The sequence below is a fragment of the Ensifer canadensis genome, from assembly GCF_017488845.2.
Taxonomy (GTDB): Bacteria; Pseudomonadota; Alphaproteobacteria; order Rhizobiales; family Rhizobiaceae; genus Ensifer; species Ensifer canadensis.
The window spans coordinates 2032581-2059312 of the sequence record NZ_CP083370.1; the positions used below are offsets into that span (position 1 = coordinate 2032581).

Consider the following 26732-nt stretch of genomic DNA (forward strand, 5'->3'; position numbering starts at 1 on the left):
GGCGCGCAAAGAAGCGACCTGCCCGCCATCTATCATCCCACTCCCTGACTGCGATCCTGGTACCGCGCACATGAGCCGCAGACTGAAATCTCCATAGCCTTCGACTGGGGTCCGCGGGTTCCTTCCTCGGGGACTTTCGTACGCCTCGCGGCGCCCGAAACTCTTCACGGAAGTGGACGCACTGCTTCCAGCGGTAATCGATGGCAGACATTCCCGCGCAGAAGCGAAGTCCTTGGCTGATCCCTGGAGACCATTGCCTTCGCCCAGTCGGAACGTCGCCAAGGGGCGAGACGTGACACTGGTGGTGGCGGCGCAAAACAGCGGCTGACAATCTGTCGGCCTCTGATCCCGGCCCTGACCGTCAGGAACTTCTTGACCATGCCGAAGGCGGTCACGAATGCCCCGCGATATGGTCGACAAGGCGAGGCGCTTCCTCGGCGATCGCCAGGATGATGCCTGACTTGCGTGTGGAGGCGAAGTCCAGCCCTGCGAAATAGAGGCCCGGCAGGGCGGCCACGCCATCCTCATGAACAGGCTGTCCCGCGCTGTCGAGCACACCGGGAAGCCTCATCCAGCTGAAATCGCCCTTGAACCCGGTGCACCACACCACGCTCGCTATGCCGGAGCGGGAGAGATCGAGCGAACCGATCGGCGGGTTCTGTCGACGCAGCGCGACCGTCTCCGCCGGGTCGGGCTCGGCAGGGGGCGCATCGATCCCGGCGCGGCTGATATAGTCGTCGACATGGCGTTTGACAGTGTCGGAGGCTTCATCCGCAAAGCGGACATTCGCTTCGAGATCGTCGGCAAACGAGAGGTTGCCGCCATCCTCGATGCCGGTGAGACGCCCAAGAAGCGCGACACCTTGGGCGCTCAGCGCCTGAAGGCTTATCGTATGCACCGAGCCGAGCACACCGCGCGGCGGGATGCGTCCCGCAAGTCGAATGACCTCCTCTCGCCGCACGTCGAGAAACCCGCTTTCGAGCAGCCAGACCATGATGTCGCGACCCCGGTAGCGCCGCGGGAGCCGCCCGACACGACTGGTCGCAAGGAAGACCTTTCGGCCCGCTTCCGCCAATTCCTCGGCGATCTGAGCACCCGATTGGCCGCTTCCGACCACCAGTACCGATCCATCTGGCAAATCAGCAGTGCTGCGGTAGCCGGAAGCGTCGATCTGATGGAGAGCCGGCGACAACGCGGGCGCCCAGACCGGGCGCACCGGGCAATTCAAGCAGCCGCTTGCGACGATAACGTTGTGCGCCCAAAGCGTGCCGTGTGAAGTGGTGAGCCGATAGGCGCCATTCTCGTGCGCGAGTTCGCTTACCGCGGTATCCGGTTCGATCGGCAGCGTGTTGCGCCGGGCGAAATCCTCAAGCAGAGCGACGAACTGCTCGCCCGTCATGGCACCATCCGGATCCGGACCGTCATAGCAGTCGCCCGGCATGACGGTCTGCACATTGGGAGTATTCATCCGAAAGCAGTCCCATCGCTGTGTGCGCCAGGTCTCTCCGATGCGGCCCCGCTCCAAGACACTGTGGCGCAGGCCCCGTCGTGCCAGCCAATAGCTGACACCCAGGCCGGCCCAGCCGGCCCCGATGACGACAGCATCGAGAACATCGCCGTCATCAGTCATCTGCTGCGGTGATCCCATAATCGCCCCCGGCAATCCCGCCATCCCCGCGCAGCATTAAGCCCTGTCGACGGCAACGAGTCCAGCACCGCCGATTTCCGCGCGGCTGGCCGTTCGCATTCCGGTTCGCGGCCCTCTCGCCAGACCGCAAGGCGATCCCGCCTGATGCGAAGCAGATCGCTTCGTCGCTGGTGCGGTGACTGTGAAAGAGCTCCCGTCGATCTCCGGTGCGTGACAGGACTCCCCTTACGCGAACCGGGCCGCTGTTCTCGCGCGCGCCCTTGCCGCGACTTCCTCGCGATCGCGAGGGGGTTGAGAAGTCTCCAGCGAATCCAGCAGCTCGCGGGCGCATGCCGCGACTGAATTGACCGCGCGCTCGAACGCAGCCTCATTGCGTTTCGATGGTTTGTTCGTGCCGCTCACCTTGCGCACGAACTGTAGCGCGGCGTCACGAATCTCCTCGTTCGTCGCAGGCGGATCAAAATTGAACAAGGGTTTGATATTCCGGCACATGACTTGCTCCCGGGCGTGTCACTGACAGGAGGGTGGCGAAGCATACGAAAATAGTCGCGTGAGCGCCAATTGCAACGGACGGGCCAAGCCGGGCCGCGTGGGAACGCTGCGCACTGCATGCCCGGAAAACGAGCGTGATCTTGGCTGACGGTTGCAATCGCGCCATGAGCCGGATCAGTTGAAAAGGGTTGAAACGCTTTGCTCCCTGGCGGTGCGAGCGAGGGCTTCGCCGATCAGCGGCGCAATTGTGACGCGTCGGATATTGGCGGTCTGGCGGTGAGCTTCGGTTTCCTGAATGGAATCGGTCACGACCAATTCCTTGAGGTTGCTGGCGCCAATGCGTTCACAGGCGCCTTCGGAAAGCACACCATGGGTGATGTAGGCAGAAACCTCCTTGGCACCAGCCTCCAGCAGGGCTTCCGCCGCATTGATCAGCGTGCCGCCGCTATCTGCGATGTCGTCGATCAGAAGACAACTTTGCCCGGACACATCGCCAATGATGCCCATCACTTCCGAGACACCGGCGCGGGGTCGCCGTTTATCGACAATGGCAAGATCGGCACCAATGCGCTTGGCGATGGCGCGAGCCCGCGCCACGCCGCCCACGTCGGGCGAAACGATCGTCAAGTTCTTGGTGTCGTAGTGCTTTTCAATATCGCGGGTCATCACCGGCGCTGAATAAAGATTATCGGTCGGTATATCGAAAAAGCCCTGAATCTGGTCGGTATGGAGATCGACGGTGATGACGCGGTTAACACCTGCACCGGCAATCATATTGGCGACCAGCTTGGCCGAGATCGGAGTGCGGCCGGTGGCGCGGCGATCCTGGCGAGCATAGCCGAAATACGGGATCACGGCCGTGATCCGGCGGGCAGACGAGCGGCGCAGTGCATCGGTCAGGATCAGCAACTCCATCAGATTGCCGTCGGCGGGGGCGCTCGTTGACTGGAGAATGTACACGTCCTCGCCGCGCACATTCTCATGGATTTGAACGTAGATTTCCTGGTCGGCGAAACGCTTGACCGTACAGTCTATGAGGGGAAGTTCCAGGTGGCTGGCAATAGCCTGGGCCAGGGCGCGGTTCGAGTTACCGGTCACCAGCTTCATCAGCGCGATCCTGTTTCAAGGGGCCTTCGAGAGGAAAAGACCTTCCAGTTTCGCGGGGCACCTTCAGAGCCTTCCCCCAGACTCGCAACACGGCACCTCGCATTGCTTGCGCAATAGGGCGAAAACGTCGGGAGAAATCAAGATTTATCTGCCGCAGAGGCCTGTGCTTCGAGACTGATTTTTGCGGCAGCCCAATGACCGGTTTGGGCTCCACAAGCGGTCGTCAGCATCTCGGTCGATTACCTATCTGCTCAAGCTCAAGGACGTTTCCCTCCGGATCGCGCGCATAAGCAATAAGAAATGGCTTATCCGGCGTCCCAAAGTCCGTGATTTCGCCGATCTGCGCCCCGCCGGCTTGGATGATTTCCGCGAGCACCACGCTGATATCTTCCATCTGGAATGACAGGTGCCCGAAACCGGGCTCATTCACCCTTGGCTGGTCTCGATCATGAGTGACCTTGTGCTCATGTATCTCCAAGAATGGGCGTTCGAGTTCGGGGAATGTCAGCCAGATCGTATATATCTCAGAGTTCGAAATACCATTGCCGCGCGACACTTTTTCCCCGGACACCATCTTGGGTTCACGAAGGGATTCGCATTTCATGACATTCATGTAGAACGCTGCGAGCGCTTCCGCATTTCGGGCTACCAAGTTGATGTGGGCAAGTTTCATGACGGTCGATATCCTCGGCTATGAGGCAACCATATTCATTGGTCGGGAACAACGAAAGAAGTCTCCTTCAGGCCGTCAACGGTCATTGGAGGCATTTGCCAGGCAGGACCGCATTCATGCGCCTGGGGCTCGGCGTTTGTACCCCTGATCCGCCTGCCGGCATCTTCTACAACGAGTGTGGCGAGCTTGTCGCCAGATCCTCGCAACCTGAGCGCAGAGGACAGCCGCGTCCCCTCTTCCCGCCTGAGGCCAGCGCAAATCTCGCAAGGCTTTTGAAGCGCGTCCGCGCCTCAGGCGCCGGTGCGCCGGTGGGCTGGAATGACGCCGCCAAGGATGCCGCGCACCAGAATGCGTACCGCCTGCGCCCGGCCAGCATCATCCGCTGAACGCTCCAGAAGCTGAACCAGCGATAGCCCCTCCAAACCGGCGAGCAAGGCTTGCGCGTGGACGCGCGCCCCGCCCTCGCTCACGCCATCGCCACCCAACCGCTGCAAAACTGCCGCGAGCGCCTCGGTCCCCCGCGCCAGCCGGGCGGAGAAGATCGCTGCAATCCGCTCGCTGCGGTGGCTGGCGCCGACGATCTCGAGCCAGGCCGCCGCCTCGCCGGCGTTCCAATCCCGCATCTGACGGTCTCGGGGCTGAAGGGGTAACACCAGGGGCATCCTGGTTGCGGGGAGCACTCCGCCTCCCCGCAGCCAAAACATTACAATAATATAATGATCTCAATGCTTCCCGCTCCGGCCGTTTGTGCCTATTTGCTGCTAGGATGAATCGCGCCTGGAACGATGGCGCTGGCAAGGCCAGGTATGGGGCCGGGTATGGGCATGAACAAGACAGGCAAGACGGCACGCACCGAGACCACCGCACGCGAGGAAGCGACGCCCAACGTCACCTTCATTCCCGGTGCCACCCCCATCCGGCGCAAGCGACGCACGCGCACCTGGCTGTGGATCCCCGTCGTCCTCGCCGTCCTCGGCGCCGGCTATTATGGCTGGACGCGCTATGCGACCAATCCGACCGGGGCTGCCATGGTCACCCAGGCCGTTATGCGCGGCGACATCGAAAACAGCGTCACCGCCGTCGGCACACTTGATGCGGTCAAATCGGTCGATGCCGGCGCCCAGGTCTCCGGCCAGTTGAAGGCCCTGCATTTCGATATCGGCGACAAGGTCGAGCAGAACCAGCTCGTTGCCGAAATCGACCCCGCCACCATCGAAAACCGGATCGAGATCGACCAGGCCGAGCTTGCCAATCTCCAGGCGCAGCTCGTGTCGAAGAAGGCCCAGCTCGTGTTGAAACAGGCCAATATCGATCGCCAGCGCAATCTGGTCGCCGCCAACAGCATCGCCCAGTCGACGCTCGACCAGGCAATCGCCGATCTTGCCGCCGCCGAGGCCGACGTCAACGCCATCGAAGCGCAGATCCGCAAGCAGCAGGCGACCCTTGCCGGCGACAAGGTCGATCTCGGCTACACCAAGATCTTCGCGCCGATGGGCGGCACCATCGTCGCCAACCCGGCCAAGGAAGGCCAGACGCTGAACGCCAACCAGACGACGCCGACCATCGTCACCATTGCCGATCTCTCGACCATGACCGTCAAGGCGCAGGTGTCTGAGGCCGATGTCGGCAAGCTCAAGGTCGGCATGGACGCCTATTTCACCCTGCTCGGCCAGCCGGGAAAACGCTTCGAAGGCAAGCTGCGCCAGATCCAGCCGATGCCGGACACGGCAAACAACGTCGTGCTTTATTACGCCCTGTTCGACGTTCCCAATCCTGATGGCGAGTTGATGATGTCGATGAGCGCCCAGGTGTTCTTCGTTCAGTCATCAGCCAAGGACGTGCTGATCGTGCCGAGTGCTGCGCTGCGCATGACCGGCGAGAAGGATGGCGGCCAAGCGGCCGGCAAGCGTGGCGGCAATGCGAACGCCGCCGGTGGCAAGGCAGGCGCTGCCGGCGGCAGCGCCGAGCTCACCGTGGTCACACCCTCGGGCGCGCCCGAAACCCGCGCCGTCGACGTCGGCATCCGCAACCGCGTCAACGCCGAGATCACGAGCGGCCTCAATGAAGGCGACACCGTCGTCGTCGCCACCGGCACCGATACCCCGGCGGCGAGCACCCGTGGCAGCCAGCGCGGCATGCGCATGCCGCCGATGTTCTGAGACCGGCCATGACCCCGCTCCTCTCGCTCCGGCACGTCAGCAAGACCTATTTCAACGGCGATCTCGCCGTCGAGGTGCTGCATGGCGTCTCGCTCGACATCGAGGCCGGCGAGTTCGTCGCGATCATCGGCCAGTCCGGCTCGGGCAAGTCGACGCTGATGAACATTCTCGGCTGCCTCGACCAGCCGACCGAGGGCGACTATCTCATCGACGGCGAGCGGGTGTCGGGCTTCGACACCGACGAACTGGCGGCGCTCAGGCGGCGCACCTTCGGCTTCGTCTTCCAGAGCTACAATCTCATCCCCACCGCAAGCGCACAGGAAAACGTCGAGGTGCCGGCCGTCTATGCCGGCATGTCGGCACGAGACCGTCACGATCGCGCAGGCGCCCTGCTGCATCAGCTGAAGCTCGGCGAGCGGCTCGACCACCGCCCAAACCAGCTTTCCGGCGGCCAGCAGCAGCGGGTATCGATCGCCCGCGCGCTGATGAACGGCGGCCGCGTGGTGCTGGCGGACGAACCGACCGGCGCGCTCGACAGCCAGAGCGGCTCCGACGTCATGGCGCTCTTGCGCGACATGAACGACAATGGCCATACGGTCATCGTCATCACCCACTCACGCGAGGTCGCCGAACAGGCCGACCGGCTGATCGAGATCCATGACGGCCGCATCGTCGCCGACCGCACCAAGAAGAGCCGCAGCAATCCGGACGCAGCCCATGCGCTCAGCCGGACGGTGAGCGAGGGCTCGGCTGCGATCGCCGACGTCACCGAAGCGGTGAAGATGGCGTTCCGGGCGTTGCGCGCCAATCTCTTCCGCACCATCCTCACTTTGCTCGGCATCGTCATCGGCGTCGGCTCGGTCGTCGCCATGCTGGCGATCGGCACCGGCGCGCAGGATTCCGTGCTCAGCCGCATTTCCTCCATGGGCTCCGACCTCCTGGTGGTCAGGCCGAGCATGGCCAATTTCCGCGGCAGCGCCGGCGGCAGCAATGTCACCCTTGTTCCTGCCGATGCCGACGCCATCCTCGAGGTACCGAATGTCGCCTTCGCCGTGCCCGAGTTGACCAGCACCGTCACGGTCCGGCGCGGCAATGTCGACTACCAGACCAGTGCCAACGGCACGGTGCCGCAGTTCACCACCGCCAAATCCTGGAAGATACAGCAGGGCGAATTCCTCACCCAGGACGACATGGACACCTATGCGCCGGTGGCGGTCCTCGGTCAGACCGTGGTCAAGACGCTGTTTCCTGAAGGAGACAATCCGCTCGGGCAGTATGTGCTCGTCAACAAGATCCCCTTCCAGGTCATCGGCGTGATGGCGGAAATGGGCGCCACCTCCTTCGGCAACGACCAGGACGACGTCGTGCTCGTGCCGCTGACGACGGGCAGCATGCGCCTCTTCGGCCAGCGCAACGTGCGCACCATCACCGTGCAGGTGAAGGACGCGGCCGCCATCGACATCACGCAGCAGACCATCCAGGCGCTTCTCAACCAGCGGCACAAGCGCGAGGACACCCAGATCACCAACATGTCGTCGGTGCGCGAAGCCTTCACCGAAACCTCCAATACGATGAAGCTGTTTCTCGGCTCGGTCGCCGCCATCTCGCTGCTCGTCGGCGGCATCGGCGTGATGAATATCATGCTGGTCTCGGTCAGCGAGCGCACCCGCGAAATCGGCGTGCGCATGGCAACCGGCGCGCGCCAGCGTGACATCCTCCTGCAGTTCATCATCGAGGCGCTGGTCGTCTCGGCGATCGGCGGCACGCTCGGCGTCGTCCTCGGTCTCGGCACCGGAGCGCTCGCCGGCCAGTTCGGCATGCCCGTTTCGTTCACGCTCGGCCCCGTCGCACTCGCCTTCGCCTGCGCCTTTTTGACTGGCCTCGTCTTCGGCTTCCTCCCCGCCCGCAATGCTTCCCGCCTGCAGCCGGCGGTGGCACTCAGTGCCGATTGAGGCAAGCGGAGATTTTTCAACGAAATCCGCCCATTGCCGACACTCTTGTGTCATGCAACAACAACGCGAAATCCCTTATCAGGCGCATTTAGCACTCGGCATGCAACGCAAGAAACCGCTTTATCGCAAGGTGAACACCCGAACGCACGGTGTGCGGCACGGTGACGGCGGCGAGTGGCGAGAGTCACGAGGCACAAAGGCCGTCAAACTGGATCTGTCTCATAACGGCTCGATGCACTCTCACCACCGGCATGGATTGGACTACACACCGCTGTTCCGGTTTCTCCTTTCACGCGTTGGCAACGATTGGAACGAAACCTACAGCGAAGCCGTCGCTCGGATTGATCGCTCTGATCCCATCTTTTGGCTGGTCGCCCGAAGCGAAGATGAACGACAGCCGTATGTGCGCCTCGGCGAGAGCTCATACTACAGCGGCCTATATGTTGATGAGAACAAGCACCTGGCATTGGTGGACCCGACGCTCACCGTCGACAATATGAAGCCCACTTGCAGATGCTGTACACACACTTTCAACGGGGAACGCTTCACACAGCCGTATGACGAGAGTTGAAGCGGCATCATGTAGCCACCGAGACTTTGCCAATCTTTGCATTCTGACCGGATCGCTTGACAAACCAAGAGGATTACTTGCTCAACCTCATATTCTACAGCGACCAGCTTTTCCCCGAATGTTCGGCAATCGACCTCCGGCTCGTGGACTTGCTGAAGGCCCGCGGCGGCGGAAACCGCATCGCCTATGTCGCCTCCGGCCCGGAACCGGACCGCAGCTTCTTTCTGGCCGGCCAATCCTATTATGGCAGACACGATCTCGATCTCGCGCTGTTCTACGATCTCGACGAGCCGCATCCCGCCGAAGATATCGCCGGGCTCTTCGCCTCAGACGCCATTCACCTCGCGGGCGGCCACACCGGTGAATTTCTGCAACGGCTGAAACGAAGCGGGATGCTCGGGCCGCTCCGCAATTGGGCGCCCTCCGGCGGCATCCTCATCGGCGTCAGCGCCGGCGCCATTCTCATGGGCCCGACGATCGCCACCGACGCGCTCTTCATCGGCCGCAGACCGGAGGAGATAACGGACGGCAATGCCCTCGACCTCATGCCATTCGAGTTCTTCCCGCATCTTAGTGACGAGGACACCTACCTGCCCGACCTGCTGCGTTACAGCACCGGCACGGCGAGGCCGATCGTAGCATGCAACGATGGCGACGGTGTCGTTGTTGCGGGTGGAAAGATTGAGTGCGTGGGAAATCCGCTGTGGATCTCCGGTGGCGCCGTACGCGCGCCAGGCGAAATCGAGCTTGGCGGCTTTTCGATAGCGTAGCCCTCAGTTCGCGGCACTCGCGCTGGCGCTACGGCATGCCGCGCAAAACTGAACAGCGAAAAAACAAGAGCCGCGAGCGCGGCAAGAAGATCCTGAGATCGCGGCGCGTTTTCGCGCCGACGAGGCCGTCGCAGATGCCTTTCGTCGTCTACATCGCCCCCGCACGCGCGGCTTCGGAATATCGCGCAGTCGCTGCGGTTCCTCGCGACGACGCCGGCGCGCTTTCGGTGCGCCTTCCCTGCCACGCTTCGGCAGGTGTGACGCCGATGTCGTCCAGACGCTCCGCGTCCAGTTCGCGCAGATTTTGCAACTGCCAGAGCCGCGAGCGCGGCGAAGCGGCGAGAAAGAGGCCAAGTTCCCTGAGCATGTCGAACACCCATGTTTTGCTGCTGATCATGCTCGCATTGTGCAAGGCATCGATCTATAAATGAAGCTTGGATGTTCTATGCAATGCATAAGGATTTCTTTGGTATGGCAACCCTCAACCTGGACTACCTCAAAACCTTCGCGCTGGTCGCCGAACTCGGCAGCTTCTCCGCCGCCGCGGAGCGCCTGGGGCTGACGCAGCCGGCCATCAGCCTGCAGGTGCGCGCGCTGGAAAAGCAGCTCGGCGTGCGCCTCGTCGAGCGCGTCGGCCGCACTGCAAGGCCAAGTGCCGCCGGCGCCGAACTGCTTGCGCATGTTGGCCGCATCGAGGCCGCGACAAACGAGGCTGTCGACGCGGTGGCACGCCACTCCAAGGGCGTTCTCGGCCGCGTGCGGCTCGGCACCGGCGCCACCCCTTGCGCCTTCATGCTGCCGCCGCTTCTCGCCGATCTCAATTGCCGCTTTCCCGATCTCGACATCACCGTGGCGACGGGCAACAGCGCCGACATTGTCAGGGCTGTCGACGACAATCTGCTCGACATCGGGCTGGTCAGCCTCCCCGTCTCCGGCCGCATGTTCGAAGTCACCCCGCTTTTCGACGAGCGCTTCGTCGCCATCGCTCCGGCGGAGACCTCGCTCCCCGACACCGTGACGGCGGAGACATTGGCGCAACGACCGTTGATCCTTTACGAGCCGGGCGCCAACACCCGCCGGCTCACCGATGAATGGCTGGCGGCAGACGGCGGCACCGCCGTCAAACCGGTGATGGCGCTTGGCAGCGTCGCCGCGATCAAGGAGATGGTCGCCGTCGGCCTCGGCGCGGCGCTCGTTCCGGAGATCGCCTTGCGCGCGCATGATCGCGAACGGCTGGTCGTGCGACCGCTGTCGCCGCCACTCTCGCGCCGCTTCGCCCTCGTGCTGCGCCGCGACAAACGGCTTGATCGAGCCCTGCGCGAAACGCTGGCTGCCTTGAAGACGCTGGCGGCGCTGGAGCCGGAGCCCCTGATATAGGCTGCAAGGTTGCGGCCACGAGACCGGCGCATTGTTCCAGCCTTTCAAATCATGCAAGCGCGTCCAGTTGCCGCAAGAGCTTGAAGCCTACGTAGTCGCTGCACCGGAACTGCCGACGGTAGTAGCAGTCCCAATAGCTCATCACCCGGTCACAGGTGAGCTTATAAAACGCCGGATTTGCCTTGATAAATGTTGAGACAACGTCCCGCTCCAAGTCGGGCAGAGCCGCGTAGATGTCATGGATGATCTCGACGACGTATTCGCCGATCAACGCGATGACGAAAGGAATGGACCAGGGCTTATTGATGTGAAGGATTTCTTGCAGAGCGGCCTGACGTCCGAAGCCATCGGAACTGCGCGTCAGCATGCACAGTGCAATTTGGCGCCGTTGCAGGTTCAGCCCTACAAACTCCGGCTTTGTCGAGGGAAGAACCCGACCAGGTATGTGCAGGATCTCGCCGAGAACGTTGACCGAAAACGGTTCGGAAACGTAGTCGGAATTCAGTTTGAGTGCTGAAACAGCAATCGCGGACTGGGAGCGGAGTGCACTCGGGAAGGCTTCTGGAAACGTCTTTTCCACCATCAATCAACTCCAGAAATGCAGCCCCACCAGGGACATGTGGCCGCAACATTATCCGCGAGGCAATATCCCCGCAAAAGCTGACGGCTGCATCAAGAACTGCGTAACACAAGGGGTCAGGATTTTCAGAAACGAGCCCTACAGATGCCGCACCTCTGATGGTGTCGAGCCCCAGTCATCGTGCAGTCCGTCGAAGTAGGTGACGGGTGCGGCCATCAGTTCGTCGATATCGACGCCGTCGAGGCAGGCGACGTTGATGTTGTAATAGGTGTGTCCCGTCATGTTCGGTGCGTCGATCCGCTCGAACGGGCGCACGCCGCAATGGCTGCAGAAGAAATGATGGGCGACCGGGTTGCGACCGCGATAATCCGCTAGCGCCTCTTCGCCGGCGATCAGACGGAAAGCCGACGGCGCCACCTCCACCGACCACAGCCGCATCTTGGTACAGAGCGTGCAGTTGCACTTGCCGGTCCCGGCGCTGAGATCGACATCTGCCTCGATGTAAACTGCGCCGCAATGGCAGCTGCCAGTGTAGGTCTTCAGCATTCCGCCCCTCCCGCCTTGCCTGAAAATCCCAAATCCAAGGTCCTGCGGCGTGTGTGCGTCCCATCTGACGCGACGCTGCCAAGCCGCGCAAACTATGCCACCGGCCGCCGTTGTTGAAAATCGCGGAACTGTGCAGCAGATGCCTTAAAGCCGGTACAATGCGGCCTGGCCCGTGTCAGCGGTGTCATAAGGCAGATGGCGCCAATGGTTCTTCAACCTGGCTCGTGCAAACGCCGGCGCGATGCTACATTGCCGTGCCTTGGAAAATTCCCTCTCGGCCCAGGGCCACCGCGTGCGCAATGGAGGTTTCTCGTGGTCAATCCTGCACCGGCACCCGCTTCGCTGCGCATCCCGACCTTCGACGATGTCCAGACCGCCCGAGCACGCATCGCCGGCGCGGCGCACCGCACGCCTGTGTTGACATCGCGAACTGCCGACGCCCAAGCCGGAGCGACCGTATTTTTCAAGGCGGAGAACCTGCAGCGTGCGGGCGCTTTCAAATTCCGTGGCGCGTACAACGCCATCGCTGCGCTGGACGCACGCTCCCGGCAGAATGGTGTCGTCGCCTTTTCCTCAGGCAATCACGCCCAGGCACTCGCCTATGCCGCGAGACTCCAGGGTGTTTCGGCGACAGTGGTCATGCCGCGCGACGCTCCGGAGATAAAGGTGGCGGCGACCAGGGGCTATGGAGCCGAGATCGTCTTTTACGATCGATATACGGAAGATCGTGCGGAGATAAGCCTGCGCCTTGCCGCCGACCGGGGCGCAGCGCTGATCCCTCCCTATGACCACCCGGATGTCATCGCCGGACAGGGTACCGCAGCACTGGAACTGATCGAGGATGTCGGGGAGATCGATTTGCTCGTCGTTCCGCTGGGCGGCGGCGGTTTGCTTCCCGGCAGCGCGCTCAGCGCCAGGGCGCTTTTGCCCGCCTGCTCCATTGTTGGCGTCGAGCCCGAGGCGGGAAACGACGGCCAGCAATCATTGCGCAAGGGCGAAGTGGTTCAGATCCCGGTGCCGAAGTCGATCGCTGATGGCGCGCTTGTCACCCATGTCGGCAACCACAACTTCGCCATCCTGAAAGACACAGTCGATGACATCGTCACGGTTACTGATGGGCAACTGGTCGAGACGATGCGGTTCTTTGCCGAGCGCATGAAGATCGTCGTGGAACCGACCGGCTGCCTGGCCGCGGCGGGCGTTTTGCAGGGGGCAATCGCCTGTGGCGGAAAGCGGGTGGGTATTCTGTTGAGCGGCGGCAACATCGATCTGAAAACCTTCAGCGCACTTCTAGAGCGCCGTGCGTTCAGATGAACGCACAAAGGACGCTCTAGCACTTTGATCCTAGAGCATCTTATCCGCTTTCAGCGATTCCACTTGAAAGCAGGATGCTCTAGGCGGGCACTGAAGCGCGCACCCGCTTACCCTTCGGTTGCATCAATGCTAATATGCCCTCGATCGGTGAATGGGGATCGCCGCCATGATCGAGGGTCAAGCTTTCTACTATGTCCTGGTTTGGATGCTGGCTTTTGCCGTCTGGTTTTTCTTCTTCCGATGAATGTGAAGGATAGTCGGCCCTACAGCGCCGCGCGTCTTTTAGGATGCGCCAAGGTCGCTGTAGCACTTTGATTGACTGCATGTTTTTGCCCTTTGATCGGATAGGAGTAAAGGAAACATGCAGGTGCTTGAGCAGTCATCTTTGCCGCGGCGAACTTTCCAGGGTGCAGGGCAAACACGAGATCGTGGCAGATGCTACGCTTCGATCCGCTCAACCCTGACATCCGGACCGACCCTTCAAATTTTCGATGACCACCATCATTCAGTTGTCCCCATCGCAAATCGGGTGGGCGCTGCTTCTTGTCGGCGATACTCAGTGCGCCTCAACCAAGAGGAGCAAGTCCATGTCCATGCTGCAAGATAAGATCGCAATCGTCACCGGCGCGTCGTCGGGTATCGGCCGCGCGGTCGCAGAACTCTTCGCCACCGAAGGCGCGAAGGTGGTTTTGAACGCCCGCACCCAAGCACCACTCAATGCCGTGGTGGAGGCTATCCGTGCCGAGGGCGGCGAAGCGATCGCCGTCAGCGGCGATGTCGCTGACGAAGATACCCATGCCCGGCTGATTGAGGCCGCCATCAGCCGGTTCGGCGGCCTCGACATTGCCGTCAACAATGCCGGCGCCGTCGGCGCGGTCAGGCCGCTTGCCGAGATCACGGCCGCAGAATGGCAGGAGGTGCTGGCCGCCAACTTCACCTCCGCCTTCCTCGGCGCCCGCCACCAGATCCCGGCAATGCTCAAGCGCGGCGGCGGATCGCTGGTCTTCACCTCGACCTTCGTCGGCACCAGCGTCGGCATCCCCGGCATGGGCGCCTATGGCGCCTCCAAGGCGGGGTTGATGGGGCTGGTCAAGGGCATCACCGCCGACTATGGCGCGAGCGGCATCCGCGCCAATGCCCTGCTCCCGGGCGGCGTCGACACGCCGGCTGCCGGCAGCCAGGAGCAGAAGGAATGGGCCGCAGGCCTGCATGCGATGAAGCGGATCGCCCAACCGGAGGAAATCGCCCGGGCGGCGCTATTCCTGGCAAGCCCGATGGCAAGCTTCGTTGCCGGCACCGCGCTCTACGCCGATGGCGGCAACGCCGCGGTCAAATGACCATAGCGGCAACGCCGTTGTTGCGCGCCGGAGTAGATCGCCCCGGCGCCTTCGTTTGATGCCGCAGATCGGGGTGCAGTGCCTGCGAAGCTCGTCCAGTTACATCGAAGCTTCAAAGCGGGATTGCCGTCGTCTCCTTGCCGGTGCGGATCACGAAGCTGGTGTAGTATCGCGCGACATTGCTCCCTTCCCCGAACAGTCGCTCGGTGAGCGCGTCGAGTTCGTCCATGTCCTTCAGGCGCAGCATCAGAAGCGCATCGGTCGCGCCGCTGACGCTATAGGCCTGGGTCACCGCCGCCTCGGCGGCGACCATATCGAGAAAACGGCGCACATATTGTTCGCCGTGGCGCTCCAGCTCGACGGTGATGATCGCCTTCACCCCTCGGCCCGCTTTTGCGGGATTGAGAACGGCAACGACGCGGTCGATGATACCAGCGGATCTTAAGCGCCTGATGCGCCGCAGGCAGCTCGACGGCGACAGCCCGACCTCGGTGGCAAGATCAGCGTTGGTTCGCGACGCATCCTCCTGCATCAGCTTGAGCAGCTTTCTGTCGATCCGATCCATTCCATCCCCCAATTTATGCGCGTGCAATTTTATTGCACATATTCGCATATTTTGACCACAACTGCGAATGGCCCCGCGCTAGTCCTTGGACAACCCATTCAAGGAGGCATCGCCATGACCGTTCACATCATCCTCTACCGCAAGACGCTCGCCACTCTCGAAATCTACTGGGACCTGGTGCGCATCATCGTTCCCGTCACGATCGTCACCCATGTCCTGCAGGAACTCGGCGTGATCCGGGCGGTCGCACCGGCCTTCGAACCGCTGATGACGCTCGTCGGGCTGCCGCCCGAGCTCGCCTTCGCCTGGCTCACCGGCCTCTTGGTCGGCATCTGGGGCGCGGTCGTGGTCGTCTTTGCGCTGGTGCCGGTTTCGGAACTGACGACCGCCGACATGACCATCTTTTCGGCGCTGATGCTGGTGGCCCACGCCATCCCGATCGAACAGCGCATCATCCAAAAAGCAGGCCCTGGCTTCCTGGTCACAGGGGCGCTCAGGATCGGCGGCGGCCTCATCTTCGCGGCACTGCTACACCAGGTCTTCGCGGCAACCGGCTGGCTCGCCACGCCGCTCAACCCCACATGGATACCGGTCAACGAAGGCTCCGGCTGGATCGCTTTCGCGCTCAGCACGCTGAAGACGCTCGCCACCATGCTCGTCGTGCTCTTGGCCTTGAGCTGGACGATCGAGATCCTCAAGCTGGTGGGCCTCCTCGGCTGGCTGAACCGGGGCATGGCGCCGCTCTTCCGCCTTGCGGGCATAAAGCCGCAGACGGTGCCGTTTGCCGCCGTCGGCGTACTCTTGGGGATCTCATATGGCGGCGCGCTGCTGATCCGTGAGGCACGCGAGGCGAATGTCGAGCCGCGCCAGGTCTTCCTCGCGTGCGTCTTCATGGGCTTTGGCCACAGCCTGGTGGAGGATACGCTGGTCGTGGTTGCCCTCGGCGCCGATTTCACCAGCGTGTTCTTCGGTCGCCTAGTCTTTGCCATAGCGGCAACGGCGATCGTCGCCCGGGTCATCGTCTCGGCGCCGGACGCCGTGTTCTTCAAGTCGTACTTCCGCAGGAACGGCAGCGAACTTGCCCCGTCGGAGGCGTAGTGGCAGCAGGGCGCGGTCCGGCTACTCGGCCGCGACCTCGGCCGGCGCACCCGCTTGCGCTGCCACCCGCCCGAACATGGCGCGATAGGCGGCGGGCGTCGTCGAAAGCTGCTGGCGAAAGTGATGCCGCAGCGTCTGGGTCGAGCCGAAGCCCGAGCCTTCGGCCACCTGTTCCATGCCAACAGTGCTTTCCTCCAGCAACTGCCGGGCCCGCGCCAGCCGCTCGCCAAGCAGCCAGCGCGCCGGCGTTGTGCCGGTGGCCGCCTCGAAGCGGCGCAGGAAGGTGCGTTCGCTCATGCCCGCTGCTTTCGCCAGCGCCGCGATCGAGAAATCCTCACCGAGCCGCGCGCGCATCCGGTCGATCAAGGGCCCGAGGCGCGCGCTCTCGTGCACTTCCGGCACCGCCCTTTCGATAAATTGCGCCTGCCCGCCATCGCGGTGTGGCGGCACGACGAGGCGCCGCGCCACCCTGTTTGCCGCCTCGCTGCCGAAATCGCGGCGAATGAGATGCAGGCAGAGATCGATGCCGGCGGCACTGCCGGCAGACGTCAGCACCGCGCCGCTATCGACATAGAGCACGTCGGGCACCACCTCGACATCAGGGTAGAGCGCCCTGAGCTTGTCGGTGTAGCGCCAATGGGTCGTTGCCCTGAGGCCAGAGAGCAGACCGGCCGCCGCCAGCACGAAGACGCCGGAGCAGATGGAGAGAACCCGCGCGCCGCGCGCATGTGCCGCCCGCAGGGCCTGGCACAGGGCTTCAGGCACCGGGGTATCGGCACCGCGCCAGCCGGGCACGATGATGGTTCCGGCCTCAGCCAGGAGATCGAGCCCGCCATCGGCCGTCAGCCTGATGCCGCCGGTGGCCCTCAGTTCCCCCGGTTCGATCGCCGCAACGGCGAAGCAATACCACCCCTCGCCCATCTCAGGCCTGGGCAGGCCGAACATCTCCACCGCCACGCCGAACTCGAAGGTGCAGAGACCATCATAGGCGAGAGCGACGACGAGTGGATTGGCTGGTGATGGCGATGTGACAGACGGTTTTGGCATGATCTTGAGCATATATGGCAAACCTGCCATCTGCCAGCCCCTTTCCGACATTGCTACAACCCTCCTCGTCAACCGCCCAAGGCCAGAGCCACAGGAGAGAAAGATGAGCTACGTCACCGAAACCCAGGCCGCAGCACCCGAGATCGCCATTGCCCATTTCGCCCGCCGCCTGAGCGTCGAGACCGATTGCTCCGACGTTGCCGCCGCGCTGAAGAAGGGCGAACAGGATTTCGTGCTGCTGCACGTGGTCGGAACCGAGGCCGCCTATGCCCGCCGCCATGTGCCGGGCGCGATCCACCTGCCCCACCGCGAGATCAGCGCAGAGCGTTTGGCCGAATGGCCGGCCGACACCCTGTTCGTCCCCTATTGCGCTGGGCCGCATTGCAACGGCGCCGACCAGGCGGCGCTGAAGATCGCCCGGCTCGGACGACCGGTGAAGATCATGATCGGCGGCATTACCGGCTGGGAAGACGAAGGCCTGGCCTTCGCTTCAGGCGCCGCCCCCGGCGAACCCCGGCTGCTGCTTGCCGCCTGAGCGCTACTCCTGCGATGCAGATGGCCCGCGGATCAGGCGGGCCATCGCTGGCTCCCCGGGCCGGATTCGATTGTGCGCGTATCCATGCACTCCACCAAACGGCCACCTTGGCGGATCGGCGCAAACACGCCAAGGTAGCCGGCAGGATCACCCCTGCCAGCCCCCTTGAGGAGCCCTATGACGATTGCCATTTCCACGCGCCCATTCGAGCATCGCGATGTCGCCACGGTGCTGGCGCTGATGCGCGGTCTTGCCGTCTTCGAAGGCTATATCGACAAGTTTGCCGTCACTGAGCGGGACCTGATCGACCACGGCCTTTGCGACAGCCCGCGCTTCGGGGTCTTCGTGGCGGAGCTCGACGGTCGCGTCGTCGGCATCGCCGTCCAGTATGTCATTCCCTGGACCTATGACCTGAAGCCAACGGTGGTTTTGAAGGAACTGTTCGTCGAGGAAACCGCGCGCTCTTCAGGCGCGGGCGCTGCCCTCATCGAAGCGCTGAAGCGCTACGCCGCCGAAATCGGCGCGCCGCGCATCAACTGGACCGTGCTTGCCGGCAACGCCCCGGCCAAACGCTTCTACCGGCGTCACGGCGGCGGGCCCGACGAAGTCTGGGAACCGTGGACGATGCCGGTGCCGTCAGGCAACTAACCGACATCGCGGCAGTGAGCGCGTTCGCAAGCGCACGCAGACGCGGGTGACAGCACCTGTGCGGCGCAACGGCCGCTCGTTGTATGGGATGGTCTATCGTTGCAATTCATGCTGCCCCCTCGACCTAGCGCCCGCCCGCACCATATTGCCGCGCAAGCCGGAAAATGGCGTCACGCGGTGTCCTCCCGTTGCGGAAACGACGGCGCTGCGCTTCACGCCGCAACACATTAATCCCGCTGCATAATACCTTGAATCGATTCCGATTTGAGGCATTGTGCGGTGGCAATTGCGCCGCCCAAGCAGTCGAGGAGCCAGGACGGCGTTTCTGGCACGAGCAAAGTAAGCGCAGTTTTTGCCGGCGGAAGAAACGGAGCCGGAAGTCGGAGGATAGAGGCCCAATGAATGCATCGGAACACATCGACCAGTTGATTGCCGGGATTAGCGACTGGCGCGGCAAGACACTCGCCAGCCTGCGCAAAAGCATCCTTGGAGCAGACAAGGAGATAGCAGAGGAATGGAAGTGGATGGGAAGCCCGGTGTGGTCTCGCGATGGCATCATCGCGGTCGGCAACGCCCACAAGGATAAGGTGAAGCTTACCTTCTCTCACGGCGCGAGCCTGCCGGACCCTGAAAATCTGTTCAACAACGGCTTTGGCGGCAAGGTCTGGCGCGCGATCGACGTCTTTGAAGGTGACGAGATCGACGAGCGCGCGCTGCAGAACCTCGTCCGCGCCGCCATCGACTACAACCAGGCCAAGGCGAAGAAGAAGGCGTCTTCGGGCAGCCGGGCAAAGGCGGCCAAAAACACGGACGCATGATGCGGCCGCTTGTCCCTGCCGGCGCCGACACAGGACTGGCGACAAACCGACTGTTCGCTATTTTGCAAGAATGGAAATGGCGTTGCGAAGCGGCACAAGAATTGCGCTCCGGTGCGTTTGGTCATGCCCGCCGGATCGTTGCCAGGGCGCGCCGCATATCCACCTAGAGCATTTCCAGGAAAAGTGCGAAGCGGTTTTCCGTCAGGGAATGCGCAAAAACAAAGAGATAGAGCGTGTCCGTGACTCCGTTTAAACCGGAAACGCTCTAGCCCCTCCCGCGTGCCGACCGACGGAAAAGGTGGCGCGAACACGCGCCGCGCCGTTTTGCCGTCAACAGATGCGGCGGACCGTCAGTGCCCGCCGAGCACCAGTGTCTGCACCGGCAGCATCAGCGCCTGCATACGCAGGATCATCGCATGCACCAGGCCGACCGTGTCGACAACGTGCAGATAGATCCCGCGCAGCGTGCTGGTGCCGGGTGCTTCCAACTCGTCATGGCTGTTGGTGTAAGCGTTGGCGATGCAACTGCTGCCCGGTGGAAGCCCTTCGAGGCCGCCGGGATAGAGCGGCTCAAGGTAAACGGTGATCGTGCCGGGCGCCGCCAGTTGCGAGAGGTCGATCAGTTGATCGCTCGCCCTCAGCTGTCCGCCGGCGATCACGGCCTGCACCTCCGTCACCACCATCGGGATGATGGTGAAGGGTTTGCCGACGCAGGTGGCCTCGGCAATCATGCCGACTTTCAACACCTGCGCCTCGATCTGGCCGAACCCGGCGATCAGCGCCACGCGACCGGCCTCAGACGGTACCATAATGCCCGCCGGGCGCAGCATCGGGTTGACGACTTCGCCGACCCTGAGCGTGAATTGCTGCAGCGTGCCGGAAAAGCCGGCGCGCACGGTGGTCTTGTCGAGCTCCACCTGAGCCTGTTTGAGGGCTGCCTCGGCGCTTGCCTTCTGCGATGGCAGCAGCGACGCGATCTTCGTTTCCAGCGTGCGCTTGTTGGCAGTGGCCGCGTCGACCGCTCCCCTGCGGCCGTCAGCCGCCACCTGCAGCCGCTCGATCTCACGCGGAGCCACGACATTGGGGTTGCGGCGCATCAGCTCCGTCTGGGTCTCGAGCTGGTCCTGTGCCTGAAGAAAGGCGCCTTGCGCCTGCTGGATCAGCCCGTCGGCGGCGGCAAGCTCAGTCTGCGCCACCGTGGTTTCGGCCTCGACCTCGGCAATCTGCCGACGTGCAAGCTCGATCGCCGCTTCCTGTTCGGTACTGTCGAGCTTGAACAGCGGCGCACCAGCCTCCACCATTTGATGGCGCTGGACATAGACCTCGGCCACACGCCCGCCCGTCTCCGGCAGAATGGTAACGGTGCGGAACACCGAGGTGACGTTCTTGGTCGACGGATGGAAATAGAACACCAGGGTGATCAATGTCAGCGTCAGCATCAGACAGGCGGTGATGCCGTACCGAAGTTCGAACCAGACGGAATAGAGCGTGATTTCGTGGCCGAACCTCTTGCCCTGGACATACCGGCGAAAGAGATAGTCGGGAAGGATGGTCAGCATCGAGCAAAGCAGGAACTCGAACATGGCTCATGCCCTCCCATCATTCGAGGTCGGCTCGACCCTGGTTTCGACAGCCGACGCCGCCGGCTCGGGAACAACAGGGTGATCGACACGGACGTGCCCATGGGCGTCCAGCTCCGGCTCCGGTTCGCGGCCCGACATTTTCTCCAGCGAACGCGCGATCGATCTGAGCGGCGACCAGATGTCGGGCAGATCCACCAGAGCCAAGATCAACCCCGCGATCCAGAAGAGATGATTGTGCGTAAACAGCGCGATCAGCGCCAGCACTGCCACGACCTCGAACTTCGCCTTGCTCCCCCCGTGGGCCATCTGCTCGGGCAGGGCATGCAGGCGCAGGTAGAGCGTGCCGATCCCGAAGATTGCGAGCAGCAGGAACACCACGACGAAATTGAACAGAAGGTCAGACTGCCCGGGCGGCGTGACGAACATCGGCAGATGTTCGATCGCTTTTGGATGTATCAAGTCTGCCATCTCCGTCTCCCCCAACGCATGTCAGGTTATAGTCTCGATTTCAGAGAGTTAGCACACAATTTGCGCTTGTAAGCAAAGTCTTTTTTACCGTATCCCCGATCACGGTTGATATCAGCCGGTCGCGTCCGGCGGGCCTTGCCGGCCACCGCCCCTCCATCATTGCGTCAGGAGCCAGCGAGCCCTTGTAGAGGCACACTCACCTGTAGAGGCACACTCACCACCCGCGATGCTCAGGCCCGCCGGCTGTCATGCCGCACCGCTATTGCCCGTCGCGCAAAGTCTCTTTCTGGGTAATCAACCGGGCGCTGTGCTGGCCACTCAAATAGGTCCAGAACCAGCTCCAGGCGACGGCGAAGCGGCTGCGCGTGCCGATCAGGAAATAGATATGGGCGATGCCCCAGATCCACCAGGCAAGCGCACCCTTGAGCTTGAAGCGGCCGAAATCGATGATCGCCGCCCGCCGACCGATCGTCGCCAGGCTGCCCTGATGGCGGTAGCGAAAATCGCCGGGCGGCTTGCCGCCACCAAGGCGTGCGCGGATGACCTTCGCGACATAGGCACCCTGCTGCTTTGCGGCCGGCGCGATCCCCGGCACCGGCTTGCCTCCGTCATAGGTGACGGAGGCCGTATCGCCGATGACGAAGATATCGTCATGACCTGGCGCCTCAAGATCGGCGCCGACGATCGCGCGGCCGGCCCGATCCTCGGCAATGCCGAGCCAACGGGCGGCGGGCGACGCCTGGACGCCGGCGGCCCAGACGAGCGTCCGGCTGGCAACGAAAGTCTCGCCGATCGTCACCCCTTCGGCGGTGCAGTCCGTCACCGGCGTTCCGGTCCGGACCTCCACGCCCAACCTTTCCAGTTCACGCCGGGCATAATCGGACAGGTCCTCGCTGAAGGCAGCCAGAATGCGCGGCCCCGCCTCCACCAGGATCACCCGGGCCTTTCGGGTATCGATGCGGCGAAACTCGCTCGGCAGCGTGCGGTGGGCCATTTCGGCGATGATGCCGGCAAGCTCGACGCCCGTCGGCCCGGCGCCGATCACGGTGAAGGTCAACAGCGCCTCGCGCACGGCCGGGTCTTCCTCGAGTTCCGCCTTTTCGAAAGCGATGAGCACGCGGCGACGGATGGTGGTCGCGTCCTCCAGCGTCTTCAGACCCGGCGCCACCGGCTCCCATTCGTCATGGCCGAAATAGGCATGCGTCGCGCCGGTGGCGATCGCCAGCGTGTCGTAGCCGATCGCCTGCCCGCCCTTGAGCGTCACCGTCTTGGCGGCAGCATCGACGCCGGTAACCTCGCCCAGAAGCGTCGTTACCTCCGGCCGGTCGCGATAGAGATTGCGGATCGGCCAGGCGATCTCCGACGTAGCGATCAGCGTGGTCGCGACCTGGTAGAGCAGCGGCTGGAATAGATGGTGGTTTCGCCGGTCGATCAGCGTGATACGCACCGGCGCGCCGGCAAGCCCGTTGACGAGCTGCAGCCCGCCAAACCCTCCACCGACGACGACGACATGATGCCTGTCCTGCATGGCCATGATCCCGATTTGACTTTTCTCAAATGTGGAGCGGCGCCGCGCCAACACAACCGCCGGCTTCGTATGCCACCCTTGCAAAATCGGTCATGGCGCTGGCACCGGCGTTGCAATAATGTGTTGGGCTACCGTAGACGGGTGCCGGAAGTCGGTGCTGGCAGGATCGTTTCCCCCTCTCCCTGCGAGGCGGCCTTCGGCGCCGTGTGGCTGGCGCAATGCCGCCCTTCAGCTGCTGCTGGTCATTTGCAGAACGCATTCGAGAGCAGTGGCAGCCTCACCTATTGGGCAACGTCGGCCAAGCATGGGTTCAGCACGCGATTTCCGAAAATGGACTCCGGGCATGGGACATGATTGCTTGCAGCTGGCCGCCCTACGCCCGCAGCCGTTTACACAAGCACTGATCGTTTCGCCCCGATCTAGCCCTCAGTCAGAAGGGGTTGATGTAGTTCGTGATCGCGATCTGCCGAAGCAGGACTTTCCGGATCACATGGGCCGCGCTGACATGTTCGGTAAAGATCGCCGCATCCCCCGTGCTTCCTGCGGGCAGACGATTGGCAAACTCGGCGTCATCAAGTTTTACCCTGACAACGAACGGCAGCGTCTCGATGGTCTTCGATGAAACGGCAGTGCCCGACGTCTGCGTCTGTCCGGTCGCCACCGCCTGGAGAATGCTCTCAACCTTGCCGCCGTAGACTTTTCCGGGCTCGTACTTGAACGTCACCTCAACAGGCTGACCGGGCTCGACATAGCGCGCATCGATCTGCGGCACCTCGACGCCGATGATCGTCTCCGAGGTATCGATGAAGGCCATGACCGGTGATAGCGGCAGATTGGCGACACGCGCGCCCGTGCGCAGCGCTAGGTTCGTCACGTAGCCATCGGCAGGAGCACGGACGATGGTTTTTTCGAGGTTCCAGTTGGCTCCCACCAACTGCGCCTCCAATTGATCGACCTCGGCCTGATATTGTTCGACATCGAACGCGCGTCCGGCGGGAGTCGTCTGCAATCTCGTTTTCTCCGCCAGCCGCAACTGGCTCAACTTGAGCTGGGCCTGCAGAGCATTGACCTGCGACTGATAGGGAGCGGGATCGATACGGAACAGCACGTCACCAACCCTTAGCGGCGAATTCGCCTTGACCGGCACCTCGACCACTTCGCCCGCGACGCTGGGCACTATGGCGACGGAATTGCGCACGACGAGTGCGGGTCCTTGCGGTGCGCCCCAGTTCATCGGGATGAACAGGCCGACCAGCAGGATGAGCAGGACCAGTATCGGTGAGACCTTCCAGAACAGATTGAACGGGACAATCCGAAACTTCACCAGGCAGAACAGGATGACCAGATAGACGTTGAGAAGAACAACGATCATTGTCCAAGCTCCACCTTGGAGACACGGGGAACGTCAACATAGGCCCAGATCAGGACGATCGGCCAAAGGGCGAAACCCAACAGCAGCGTCACCCAACCGCCCACCGTCACCGCTTCGGCCCACGGATGGTTCCGCTTTTTGGCGATCATCCCGGGCAGCATGGCCAGGAAGACGATCACCGCGACGGTGCTTAAGACCAGGACGACAAGCACGATCCACGCAAATAGGTCGATAAGGCTCATGGCCAAATCCCTTCGTTGAGGCGTAAACACTATTGAGCCAGGCATGGCCGTGGCCTCTGGCATGAGCGAGCCGACCCGCGCTGCCGGCAAGGACGCTGAACAGATCGGCTCAGGCTAGCCAATGCCGCTCGCGTGGGAAGTACGTAACAGTTAATCCGATGCCGACGTCGGCACGGCCGAGAAGACGGCATGACGGCCTTGGCCCGTGGCGGGCGCCCTCGCGCAACGACGGGTGCAACCGTGTCTCTTTCACCTTTGAACCGCCCGCACGGGCGGCTCCGCATTGTCCCCGACGACGTTGGTCGAGCATCGGCAACGGCTTTGTCGAGTTCGGCCCGATTGCCAGGCATGCGGGAAAAACCGCCATCGAACCACTAGAATTGCACGGTGGGAGTGCGGCAAGCTTTGAGGAAATATACAAATGGAGTCGGTGCGGCGGGGCAGTCGCCTGCCGCCTCGGGGGCAAGGGGAATAGCGCCAGGAAGCGGCTTGGAGCGATTGACGATACTTCGCTGCGGCAGGAATGTCGCAGAGCGTTTGGGGGAAGCATGCGCAGAGCTGATTTCCATGTCCGACAAGCGGCGTCGATGGCATATCTGGGTGCGGCGCTGATTGCCGGCCTCTGCAGTTTTGGGGCAGCCGGCGACGCATTAGCCGCGAACTGCAGTTCCCGCGGCGGCCTGGCCTATCTCGGCAACACGAAAGGGGCCACCCGCTCTGTCTGGCTTTCCGGAACCAGCGCCGGGTCTTTCGGCCTCGAGGCGGCTCAGGGCAATCAGACAGTCGACACCTGGAGCAAGAGCAAGCGCGGCCTCCATCTCTCGCTTTCGCCGGTCGTTTCAAACGGCAACGGTGGCACGCACAAGCTCTATGACACATCGAGCGGAAAACCGTGCCTGCTCGACACCCAGAACCAGGTGCGTAATATCATCTTTCCGAACATCGACTGGCCCGACGGCCGCCCGGATGTTGGCCCACAGCCGGTGTTTCCGGGTTTCAACTTGCCCGATGGCCGACCGGACGTCGGCCCGCAGCCGGTGTTTCCGGGTTTCAACTTGCCCGATGGCCGACCGGACGTCGGCCCACAGCCGGTGTTTCCGGGTTTCAACTTGCCCGATGGCCGACCGGACGTCGGCCCACAGCCGGTGTTTCCGGGTTTCCACTTGCCCGACGGCCGCCCGGATGTCGGCCCCCAGCCGGTGTTCCCGGGTTTCAACTTGCCCGATGGCCGCCCGGACGTCGGCCCGCAGCCGGTGTTTCCGGGGTTCACGCCGCGCACCCCGACCGCCATCAGAGGCGGCCGCGTGGTCGCAGCCCCCACGCCGGACACCTGTATCGACCCGCGGTCGATAAATTCCAACAAGCAACAGCGCGACCTGCCGATCTGCCGGGACCTCGCTGCCGAAGAAGCCGCCGCCCAAAGCGCCGACCGATCACAGGTGCCGTTGACGCCGGGCCGCGATCTGCCAGCGCCCTCGCTCTGGAACTTCTGGTCGGATATCCAGTTCGCAGACATATCCGACGAACGTTATGACCGCGACAGCGACACGCTCGCCCGCTCGTTGACGATGGGTCTCGATCGCCGCATCACCAACGACCTCGTCGTCGGCATGACCGTTTCCCTTGAGAACAGTTCGACCGATGCGTTCGACGGCACATTGGGCATCGACACCGACGGCTTCAGCTTCGGCCCCTATGCGGCCTACCGTCTGTCGAAACACTGGGCGATCGACGGATCGCTGACATACGGGCGCTACAACAACGATATCGACCTGAGCGTGCTGAGTGGCCGACAGGATTCGGAGCGTCTTGCCGGCGAAATCTCGCTCCACGGCCAATATAAGGTCGATGCCTATTTCATCCGCCCCAAGGTCTCCGTCAATTGGTCCCATATCGACAGCGGCGCCTACGACCTCTCGGGCAGCATCCTCAACATACCGGTCAGCGTTTCCCTTCCCGGCGACAGCTTCAATTATGGCGTCCTCGATCTCTCGACCGAGATCAGCCGTTATTTCCGTCTGCCGGACGGGCAGCCGTTTCTCGCCTTCGCCGAACTCGGTGCCGAATACCAATTCGAGCGGCCCAACGACGGCAAGATCCTGACCGGCGACCTGTCGGAAGTGACGCCCTCGCCCTGGGCGTTTTCGCTTCGCTCGGGCTTCCGAATGCTGGTGAACGACAACCTCCAGATCGAAGCGACGGGCGGCTATTTGAGCTTCGGCCAGAAAGATCTCGATGTCTGGGAGGGCAAGCTCCACGTCGCGTGGAGCTTCTGACAGGTCCTAGAGCATTTCCAGCAAAC

General features: G+C 62.8%; 27 protein-coding genes. 12 read left to right on the top strand and 15 right to left on the bottom strand.

Annotation, left to right across the window (positions count from 1 at the left end):
• Nucleotides 1-391: 391 nt before the first annotated feature.
• The 5 genes from J3R84_RS09985 to J3R84_RS10005 form a co-directional block, all read right to left on the bottom strand.
• Nucleotides 392-1648 (bottom strand): flavin-containing monooxygenase, encoded by a 1257-nt coding sequence (locus J3R84_RS09985; protein ID WP_234907746.1) that lies wholly within the window; start codon nt 1646-1648, stop codon nt 392-394.
• Nucleotides 1649-1873: 225 nt separating this feature from the next.
• Nucleotides 1874-2140 (bottom strand): DUF2277 domain-containing protein, encoded by a 267-nt coding sequence (locus J3R84_RS09990; protein ID WP_025427594.1) that lies wholly within the window; start codon nt 2138-2140, stop codon nt 1874-1876.
• 174 nt (nt 2141-2314) lie between these two features.
• Nucleotides 2315-3247: a ribose-phosphate pyrophosphokinase gene (locus tag J3R84_RS09995; RefSeq protein ID WP_025427595.1), complete on the bottom strand. Its 933-nt coding sequence runs from the start codon at nt 3245-3247 to the stop codon at nt 2315-2317.
• A gap of 223 nt (nt 3248-3470) precedes the next feature.
• A complete protein-coding gene (locus J3R84_RS10000; RefSeq protein ID WP_025427596.1) occupies nt 3471-3920 on the bottom strand; it encodes a VOC family protein in 450 nt (149 codons plus the stop codon).
• A gap of 290 nt (nt 3921-4210) precedes the next feature.
• On the bottom strand, nt 4211-4543 hold the full coding sequence (locus J3R84_RS10005; RefSeq protein ID WP_025427597.1) for a TetR family transcriptional regulator C-terminal domain-containing protein: 333 nt from the start codon (nt 4541-4543) through the stop codon (nt 4211-4213).
• A 201-nt stretch (nt 4544-4744) separates the two neighbouring features.
• Between J3R84_RS10005 and J3R84_RS10010 the strand changes: the two genes are divergently transcribed.
• The 4 genes from J3R84_RS10010 (at nt 4745) to J3R84_RS10025 (ending at nt 9372) form a co-directional block, all read left to right on the top strand.
• Nucleotides 4745-6079 (top strand): efflux RND transporter periplasmic adaptor subunit, encoded by a 1335-nt coding sequence (locus J3R84_RS10010; protein WP_025427598.1) that lies wholly within the window; start codon nt 4745-4747, stop codon nt 6077-6079.
• Nucleotides 6080-6087: 8 nt separating this feature from the next.
• On the top strand, nt 6088-8031 hold the full coding sequence (locus J3R84_RS10015; RefSeq protein ID WP_025427599.1) for a MacB family efflux pump subunit: 1944 nt from the start codon (nt 6088-6090) through the stop codon (nt 8029-8031).
• A 52-nt stretch (nt 8032-8083) separates the two neighbouring features.
• The gene (locus tag J3R84_RS10020) at nt 8084-8602 is read left to right on the top strand and encodes a hypothetical protein (protein ID WP_225906317.1); all 519 of its coding nucleotides are present in this window, start codon (nt 8084-8086) and stop codon (nt 8600-8602) included.
• A 77-nt stretch (nt 8603-8679) separates the two neighbouring features.
• Nucleotides 8680-9372: a Type 1 glutamine amidotransferase-like domain-containing protein gene (locus J3R84_RS10025; RefSeq protein ID WP_207207599.1), complete on the top strand. Its 693-nt coding sequence runs from the start codon at nt 8680-8682 to the stop codon at nt 9370-9372.
• A 148-nt stretch (nt 9373-9520) separates the two neighbouring features.
• Here the strand turns inward: J3R84_RS10025 and J3R84_RS10030 are convergent, their stop codons facing one another.
• Complete coding sequence (locus tag J3R84_RS10030) at nt 9521-9769, bottom strand: DUF1127 domain-containing protein (protein ID WP_128090489.1); 249 nt, start codon at nt 9767-9769, stop codon at nt 9521-9523.
• 74 nt (nt 9770-9843) lie between these two features.
• Here J3R84_RS10030 and J3R84_RS10035 point away from each other — a divergent pair, with 74 nt between their 5' ends.
• Entirely contained in the window at nt 9844-10749 is a 906-nt protein-coding gene (locus J3R84_RS10035) for a LysR family transcriptional regulator (protein ID WP_025427603.1), read from the top strand.
• Nucleotides 10750-10798: 49 nt separating this feature from the next.
• Here the strand turns inward: J3R84_RS10035 and J3R84_RS10040 are convergent, their stop codons facing one another.
• Together J3R84_RS10040 and J3R84_RS10045 are read right to left on the bottom strand one after the other, a co-directional pair.
• Entirely contained in the window at nt 10799-11332 is a 534-nt protein-coding gene (locus J3R84_RS10040) for a hypothetical protein (protein WP_025427604.1), read from the bottom strand.
• Between the two features lie 135 nt (nt 11333-11467).
• Nucleotides 11468-11875: a GFA family protein gene (locus tag J3R84_RS10045; protein ID WP_025427605.1), complete on the bottom strand. Its 408-nt coding sequence runs from the start codon at nt 11873-11875 to the stop codon at nt 11468-11470.
• Between the two features lie 312 nt (nt 11876-12187).
• Between J3R84_RS10045 and J3R84_RS10050 the strand changes: the two genes are divergently transcribed.
• Complete coding sequence (locus J3R84_RS10050) at nt 12188-13189, top strand: threo-3-hydroxy-L-aspartate ammonia-lyase (protein WP_239637554.1); 1002 nt, start codon at nt 12188-12190, stop codon at nt 13187-13189.
• A gap of 587 nt (nt 13190-13776) precedes the next feature.
• Nucleotides 13777-14526: an SDR family oxidoreductase gene (locus tag J3R84_RS10055; protein WP_025427607.1), complete on the top strand. Its 750-nt coding sequence runs from the start codon at nt 13777-13779 to the stop codon at nt 14524-14526.
• 112 nt (nt 14527-14638) lie between these two features.
• Here J3R84_RS10055 and J3R84_RS10060 read toward each other — a convergent pair whose 3' ends face one another.
• Nucleotides 14639-15091 carry an Lrp/AsnC family transcriptional regulator gene (locus J3R84_RS10060; protein WP_025427608.1) on the bottom strand — a complete coding sequence of 151 codons (453 nt, stop codon included), beginning with the start codon at nt 15089-15091 and terminating at the stop codon, nt 14639-14641.
• Nucleotides 15092-15205: 114 nt separating this feature from the next.
• Between J3R84_RS10060 and J3R84_RS10065 the strand changes: the two genes are divergently transcribed.
• On the top strand, nt 15206-16189 hold the full coding sequence (locus tag J3R84_RS10065) for a nucleoside recognition domain-containing protein (RefSeq protein ID WP_025427609.1): 984 nt from the start codon (nt 15206-15208) through the stop codon (nt 16187-16189).
• Nucleotides 16190-16210: 21 nt separating this feature from the next.
• Here the strand turns inward: J3R84_RS10065 and ftrA are convergent, their stop codons facing one another.
• On the bottom strand, nt 16211-17266 hold the full coding sequence (gene ftrA / locus J3R84_RS10070) for a transcriptional regulator FtrA (protein ID WP_051509172.1): 1056 nt from the start codon (nt 17264-17266) through the stop codon (nt 16211-16213).
• A gap of 73 nt (nt 17267-17339) precedes the next feature.
• On the opposite strand from ftrA, the gene J3R84_RS10075 reads away from it, so the two are divergent.
• The 3 genes from J3R84_RS10075 to J3R84_RS10085 all read left to right on the top strand — a co-directional run bounded on the left by J3R84_RS10075 (nt 17340) and on the right by J3R84_RS10085 (nt 19237).
• Entirely contained in the window at nt 17340-17771 is a 432-nt protein-coding gene (locus tag J3R84_RS10075) for a rhodanese-like domain-containing protein (RefSeq protein ID WP_025427611.1), read from the top strand.
• Between the two features lie 177 nt (nt 17772-17948).
• On the top strand, nt 17949-18419 hold the full coding sequence (locus tag J3R84_RS10080) for a GNAT family N-acetyltransferase (RefSeq protein ID WP_025427612.1): 471 nt from the start codon (nt 17949-17951) through the stop codon (nt 18417-18419).
• A 398-nt stretch (nt 18420-18817) separates the two neighbouring features.
• Nucleotides 18818-19237: a DUF1801 domain-containing protein gene (locus J3R84_RS10085; RefSeq protein ID WP_025427613.1), complete on the top strand. Its 420-nt coding sequence runs from the start codon at nt 18818-18820 to the stop codon at nt 19235-19237.
• A 350-nt stretch (nt 19238-19587) separates the two neighbouring features.
• On the opposite strand, the gene J3R84_RS10090 is transcribed toward J3R84_RS10085, so the two are convergent.
• From J3R84_RS10090 to J3R84_RS10110, 5 genes are all read right to left on the bottom strand, one after another.
• On the bottom strand, nt 19588-20820 hold the full coding sequence (locus J3R84_RS10090; protein ID WP_025427614.1) for an HlyD family secretion protein: 1233 nt from the start codon (nt 20818-20820) through the stop codon (nt 19588-19590).
• Between the two features lie 3 nt (nt 20821-20823).
• Nucleotides 20824-21288 carry a hypothetical protein gene (locus J3R84_RS10095; protein WP_025427615.1) on the bottom strand — a complete coding sequence of 155 codons (465 nt, stop codon included), beginning with the start codon at nt 21286-21288 and terminating at the stop codon, nt 20824-20826.
• Nucleotides 21289-21547: 259 nt separating this feature from the next.
• Nucleotides 21548-22816 (bottom strand): NAD(P)/FAD-dependent oxidoreductase, encoded by a 1269-nt coding sequence (locus J3R84_RS10100; RefSeq protein WP_025427616.1) that lies wholly within the window; start codon nt 22814-22816, stop codon nt 21548-21550.
• A gap of 430 nt (nt 22817-23246) precedes the next feature.
• A complete protein-coding gene (locus J3R84_RS10105; RefSeq protein WP_025427617.1) occupies nt 23247-24188 on the bottom strand; it encodes an HlyD family secretion protein in 942 nt (313 codons plus the stop codon).
• The gene (locus J3R84_RS10110) at nt 24185-24430 is read right to left on the bottom strand and encodes a DUF3302 domain-containing protein (protein ID WP_025427618.1); all 246 of its coding nucleotides are present in this window, start codon (nt 24428-24430) and stop codon (nt 24185-24187) included. The genes J3R84_RS10105 and J3R84_RS10110 overlap by 4 nt, the downstream gene beginning before the upstream one ends.
• A gap of 587 nt (nt 24431-25017) precedes the next feature.
• Between J3R84_RS10110 and J3R84_RS10115 the strand changes: the two genes are divergently transcribed.
• Nucleotides 25018-26706, top strand: coding sequence for an autotransporter outer membrane beta-barrel domain-containing protein (locus tag J3R84_RS10115; protein WP_156408091.1), 1689 nt, complete (start codon nt 25018-25020; stop codon nt 26704-26706).
• The last annotated feature ends 26 nt before the right edge of the window (nt 26707-26732 follow it).

Coding starts and splice junctions, on each gene's coding strand:
- J3R84_RS09985 (WP_234907746.1), bottom strand. CDS start 1,648: ATGGGATCACCGCAGCAGATGACTGATGACGGCGATGTTCTCGATGCT.
- J3R84_RS09990 (WP_025427594.1), bottom strand. CDS start 2,140: ATGTGCCGGAATATCAAACCCTTGTTCAATTTTGATCCGCCTGCGACG.
- J3R84_RS09995 (WP_025427595.1), bottom strand. CDS start 3,247: ATGAAGCTGGTGACCGGTAACTCGAACCGCGCCCTGGCCCAGGCTATT.
- J3R84_RS10000 (WP_025427596.1), bottom strand. CDS start 3,920: ATGAAACTTGCCCACATCAACTTGGTAGCCCGAAATGCGGAAGCGCTC.
- J3R84_RS10005 (WP_025427597.1), bottom strand. CDS start 4,543: ATGCGGGATTGGAACGCCGGCGAGGCGGCGGCCTGGCTCGAGATCGTC.
- J3R84_RS10010 (WP_025427598.1), top strand. CDS start 4,745: ATGAACAAGACAGGCAAGACGGCACGCACCGAGACCACCGCACGCGAG.
- J3R84_RS10015 (WP_025427599.1), top strand. CDS start 6,088: ATGACCCCGCTCCTCTCGCTCCGGCACGTCAGCAAGACCTATTTCAAC.
- J3R84_RS10020 (WP_225906317.1), top strand. CDS start 8,084: ATGCAACAACAACGCGAAATCCCTTATCAGGCGCATTTAGCACTCGGC.
- J3R84_RS10030 (WP_128090489.1), bottom strand. CDS start 9,769: ATGATCAGCAGCAAAACATGGGTGTTCGACATGCTCAGGGAACTTGGC.
- J3R84_RS10035 (WP_025427603.1), top strand. CDS start 9,844: ATGGCAACCCTCAACCTGGACTACCTCAAAACCTTCGCGCTGGTCGCC.
- J3R84_RS10040 (WP_025427604.1), bottom strand. CDS start 11,332: ATGGTGGAAAAGACGTTTCCAGAAGCCTTCCCGAGTGCACTCCGCTCC.
- J3R84_RS10045 (WP_025427605.1), bottom strand. CDS start 11,875: ATGCTGAAGACCTACACTGGCAGCTGCCATTGCGGCGCAGTTTACATC.
- J3R84_RS10055 (WP_025427607.1), top strand. CDS start 13,777: ATGTCCATGCTGCAAGATAAGATCGCAATCGTCACCGGCGCGTCGTCG.
- J3R84_RS10060 (WP_025427608.1), bottom strand. CDS start 15,091: ATGGATCGGATCGACAGAAAGCTGCTCAAGCTGATGCAGGAGGATGCG.
- J3R84_RS10065 (WP_025427609.1), top strand. CDS start 15,206: ATGACCGTTCACATCATCCTCTACCGCAAGACGCTCGCCACTCTCGAA.
- ftrA (WP_051509172.1), bottom strand. CDS start 17,266: ATGGCAGGTTTGCCATATATGCTCAAGATCATGCCAAAACCGTCTGTC.
- J3R84_RS10075 (WP_025427611.1), top strand. CDS start 17,340: ATGAGCTACGTCACCGAAACCCAGGCCGCAGCACCCGAGATCGCCATT.
- J3R84_RS10080 (WP_025427612.1), top strand. CDS start 17,949: ATGACGATTGCCATTTCCACGCGCCCATTCGAGCATCGCGATGTCGCC.
- J3R84_RS10085 (WP_025427613.1), top strand. CDS start 18,818: ATGAATGCATCGGAACACATCGACCAGTTGATTGCCGGGATTAGCGAC.
- J3R84_RS10090 (WP_025427614.1), bottom strand. CDS start 20,820: ATGTTCGAGTTCCTGCTTTGCTCGATGCTGACCATCCTTCCCGACTAT.
- J3R84_RS10095 (WP_025427615.1), bottom strand. CDS start 21,288: ATGGCAGACTTGATACATCCAAAAGCGATCGAACATCTGCCGATGTTC.
- J3R84_RS10100 (WP_025427616.1), bottom strand. CDS start 22,816: ATGCAGGACAGGCATCATGTCGTCGTCGTCGGTGGAGGGTTTGGCGGG.
- J3R84_RS10105 (WP_025427617.1), bottom strand. CDS start 24,188: ATGATCGTTGTTCTTCTCAACGTCTATCTGGTCATCCTGTTCTGCCTG.
- J3R84_RS10110 (WP_025427618.1), bottom strand. CDS start 24,430: ATGAGCCTTATCGACCTATTTGCGTGGATCGTGCTTGTCGTCCTGGTC.
- J3R84_RS10115 (WP_156408091.1), top strand. CDS start 25,018: ATGGCATATCTGGGTGCGGCGCTGATTGCCGGCCTCTGCAGTTTTGGG.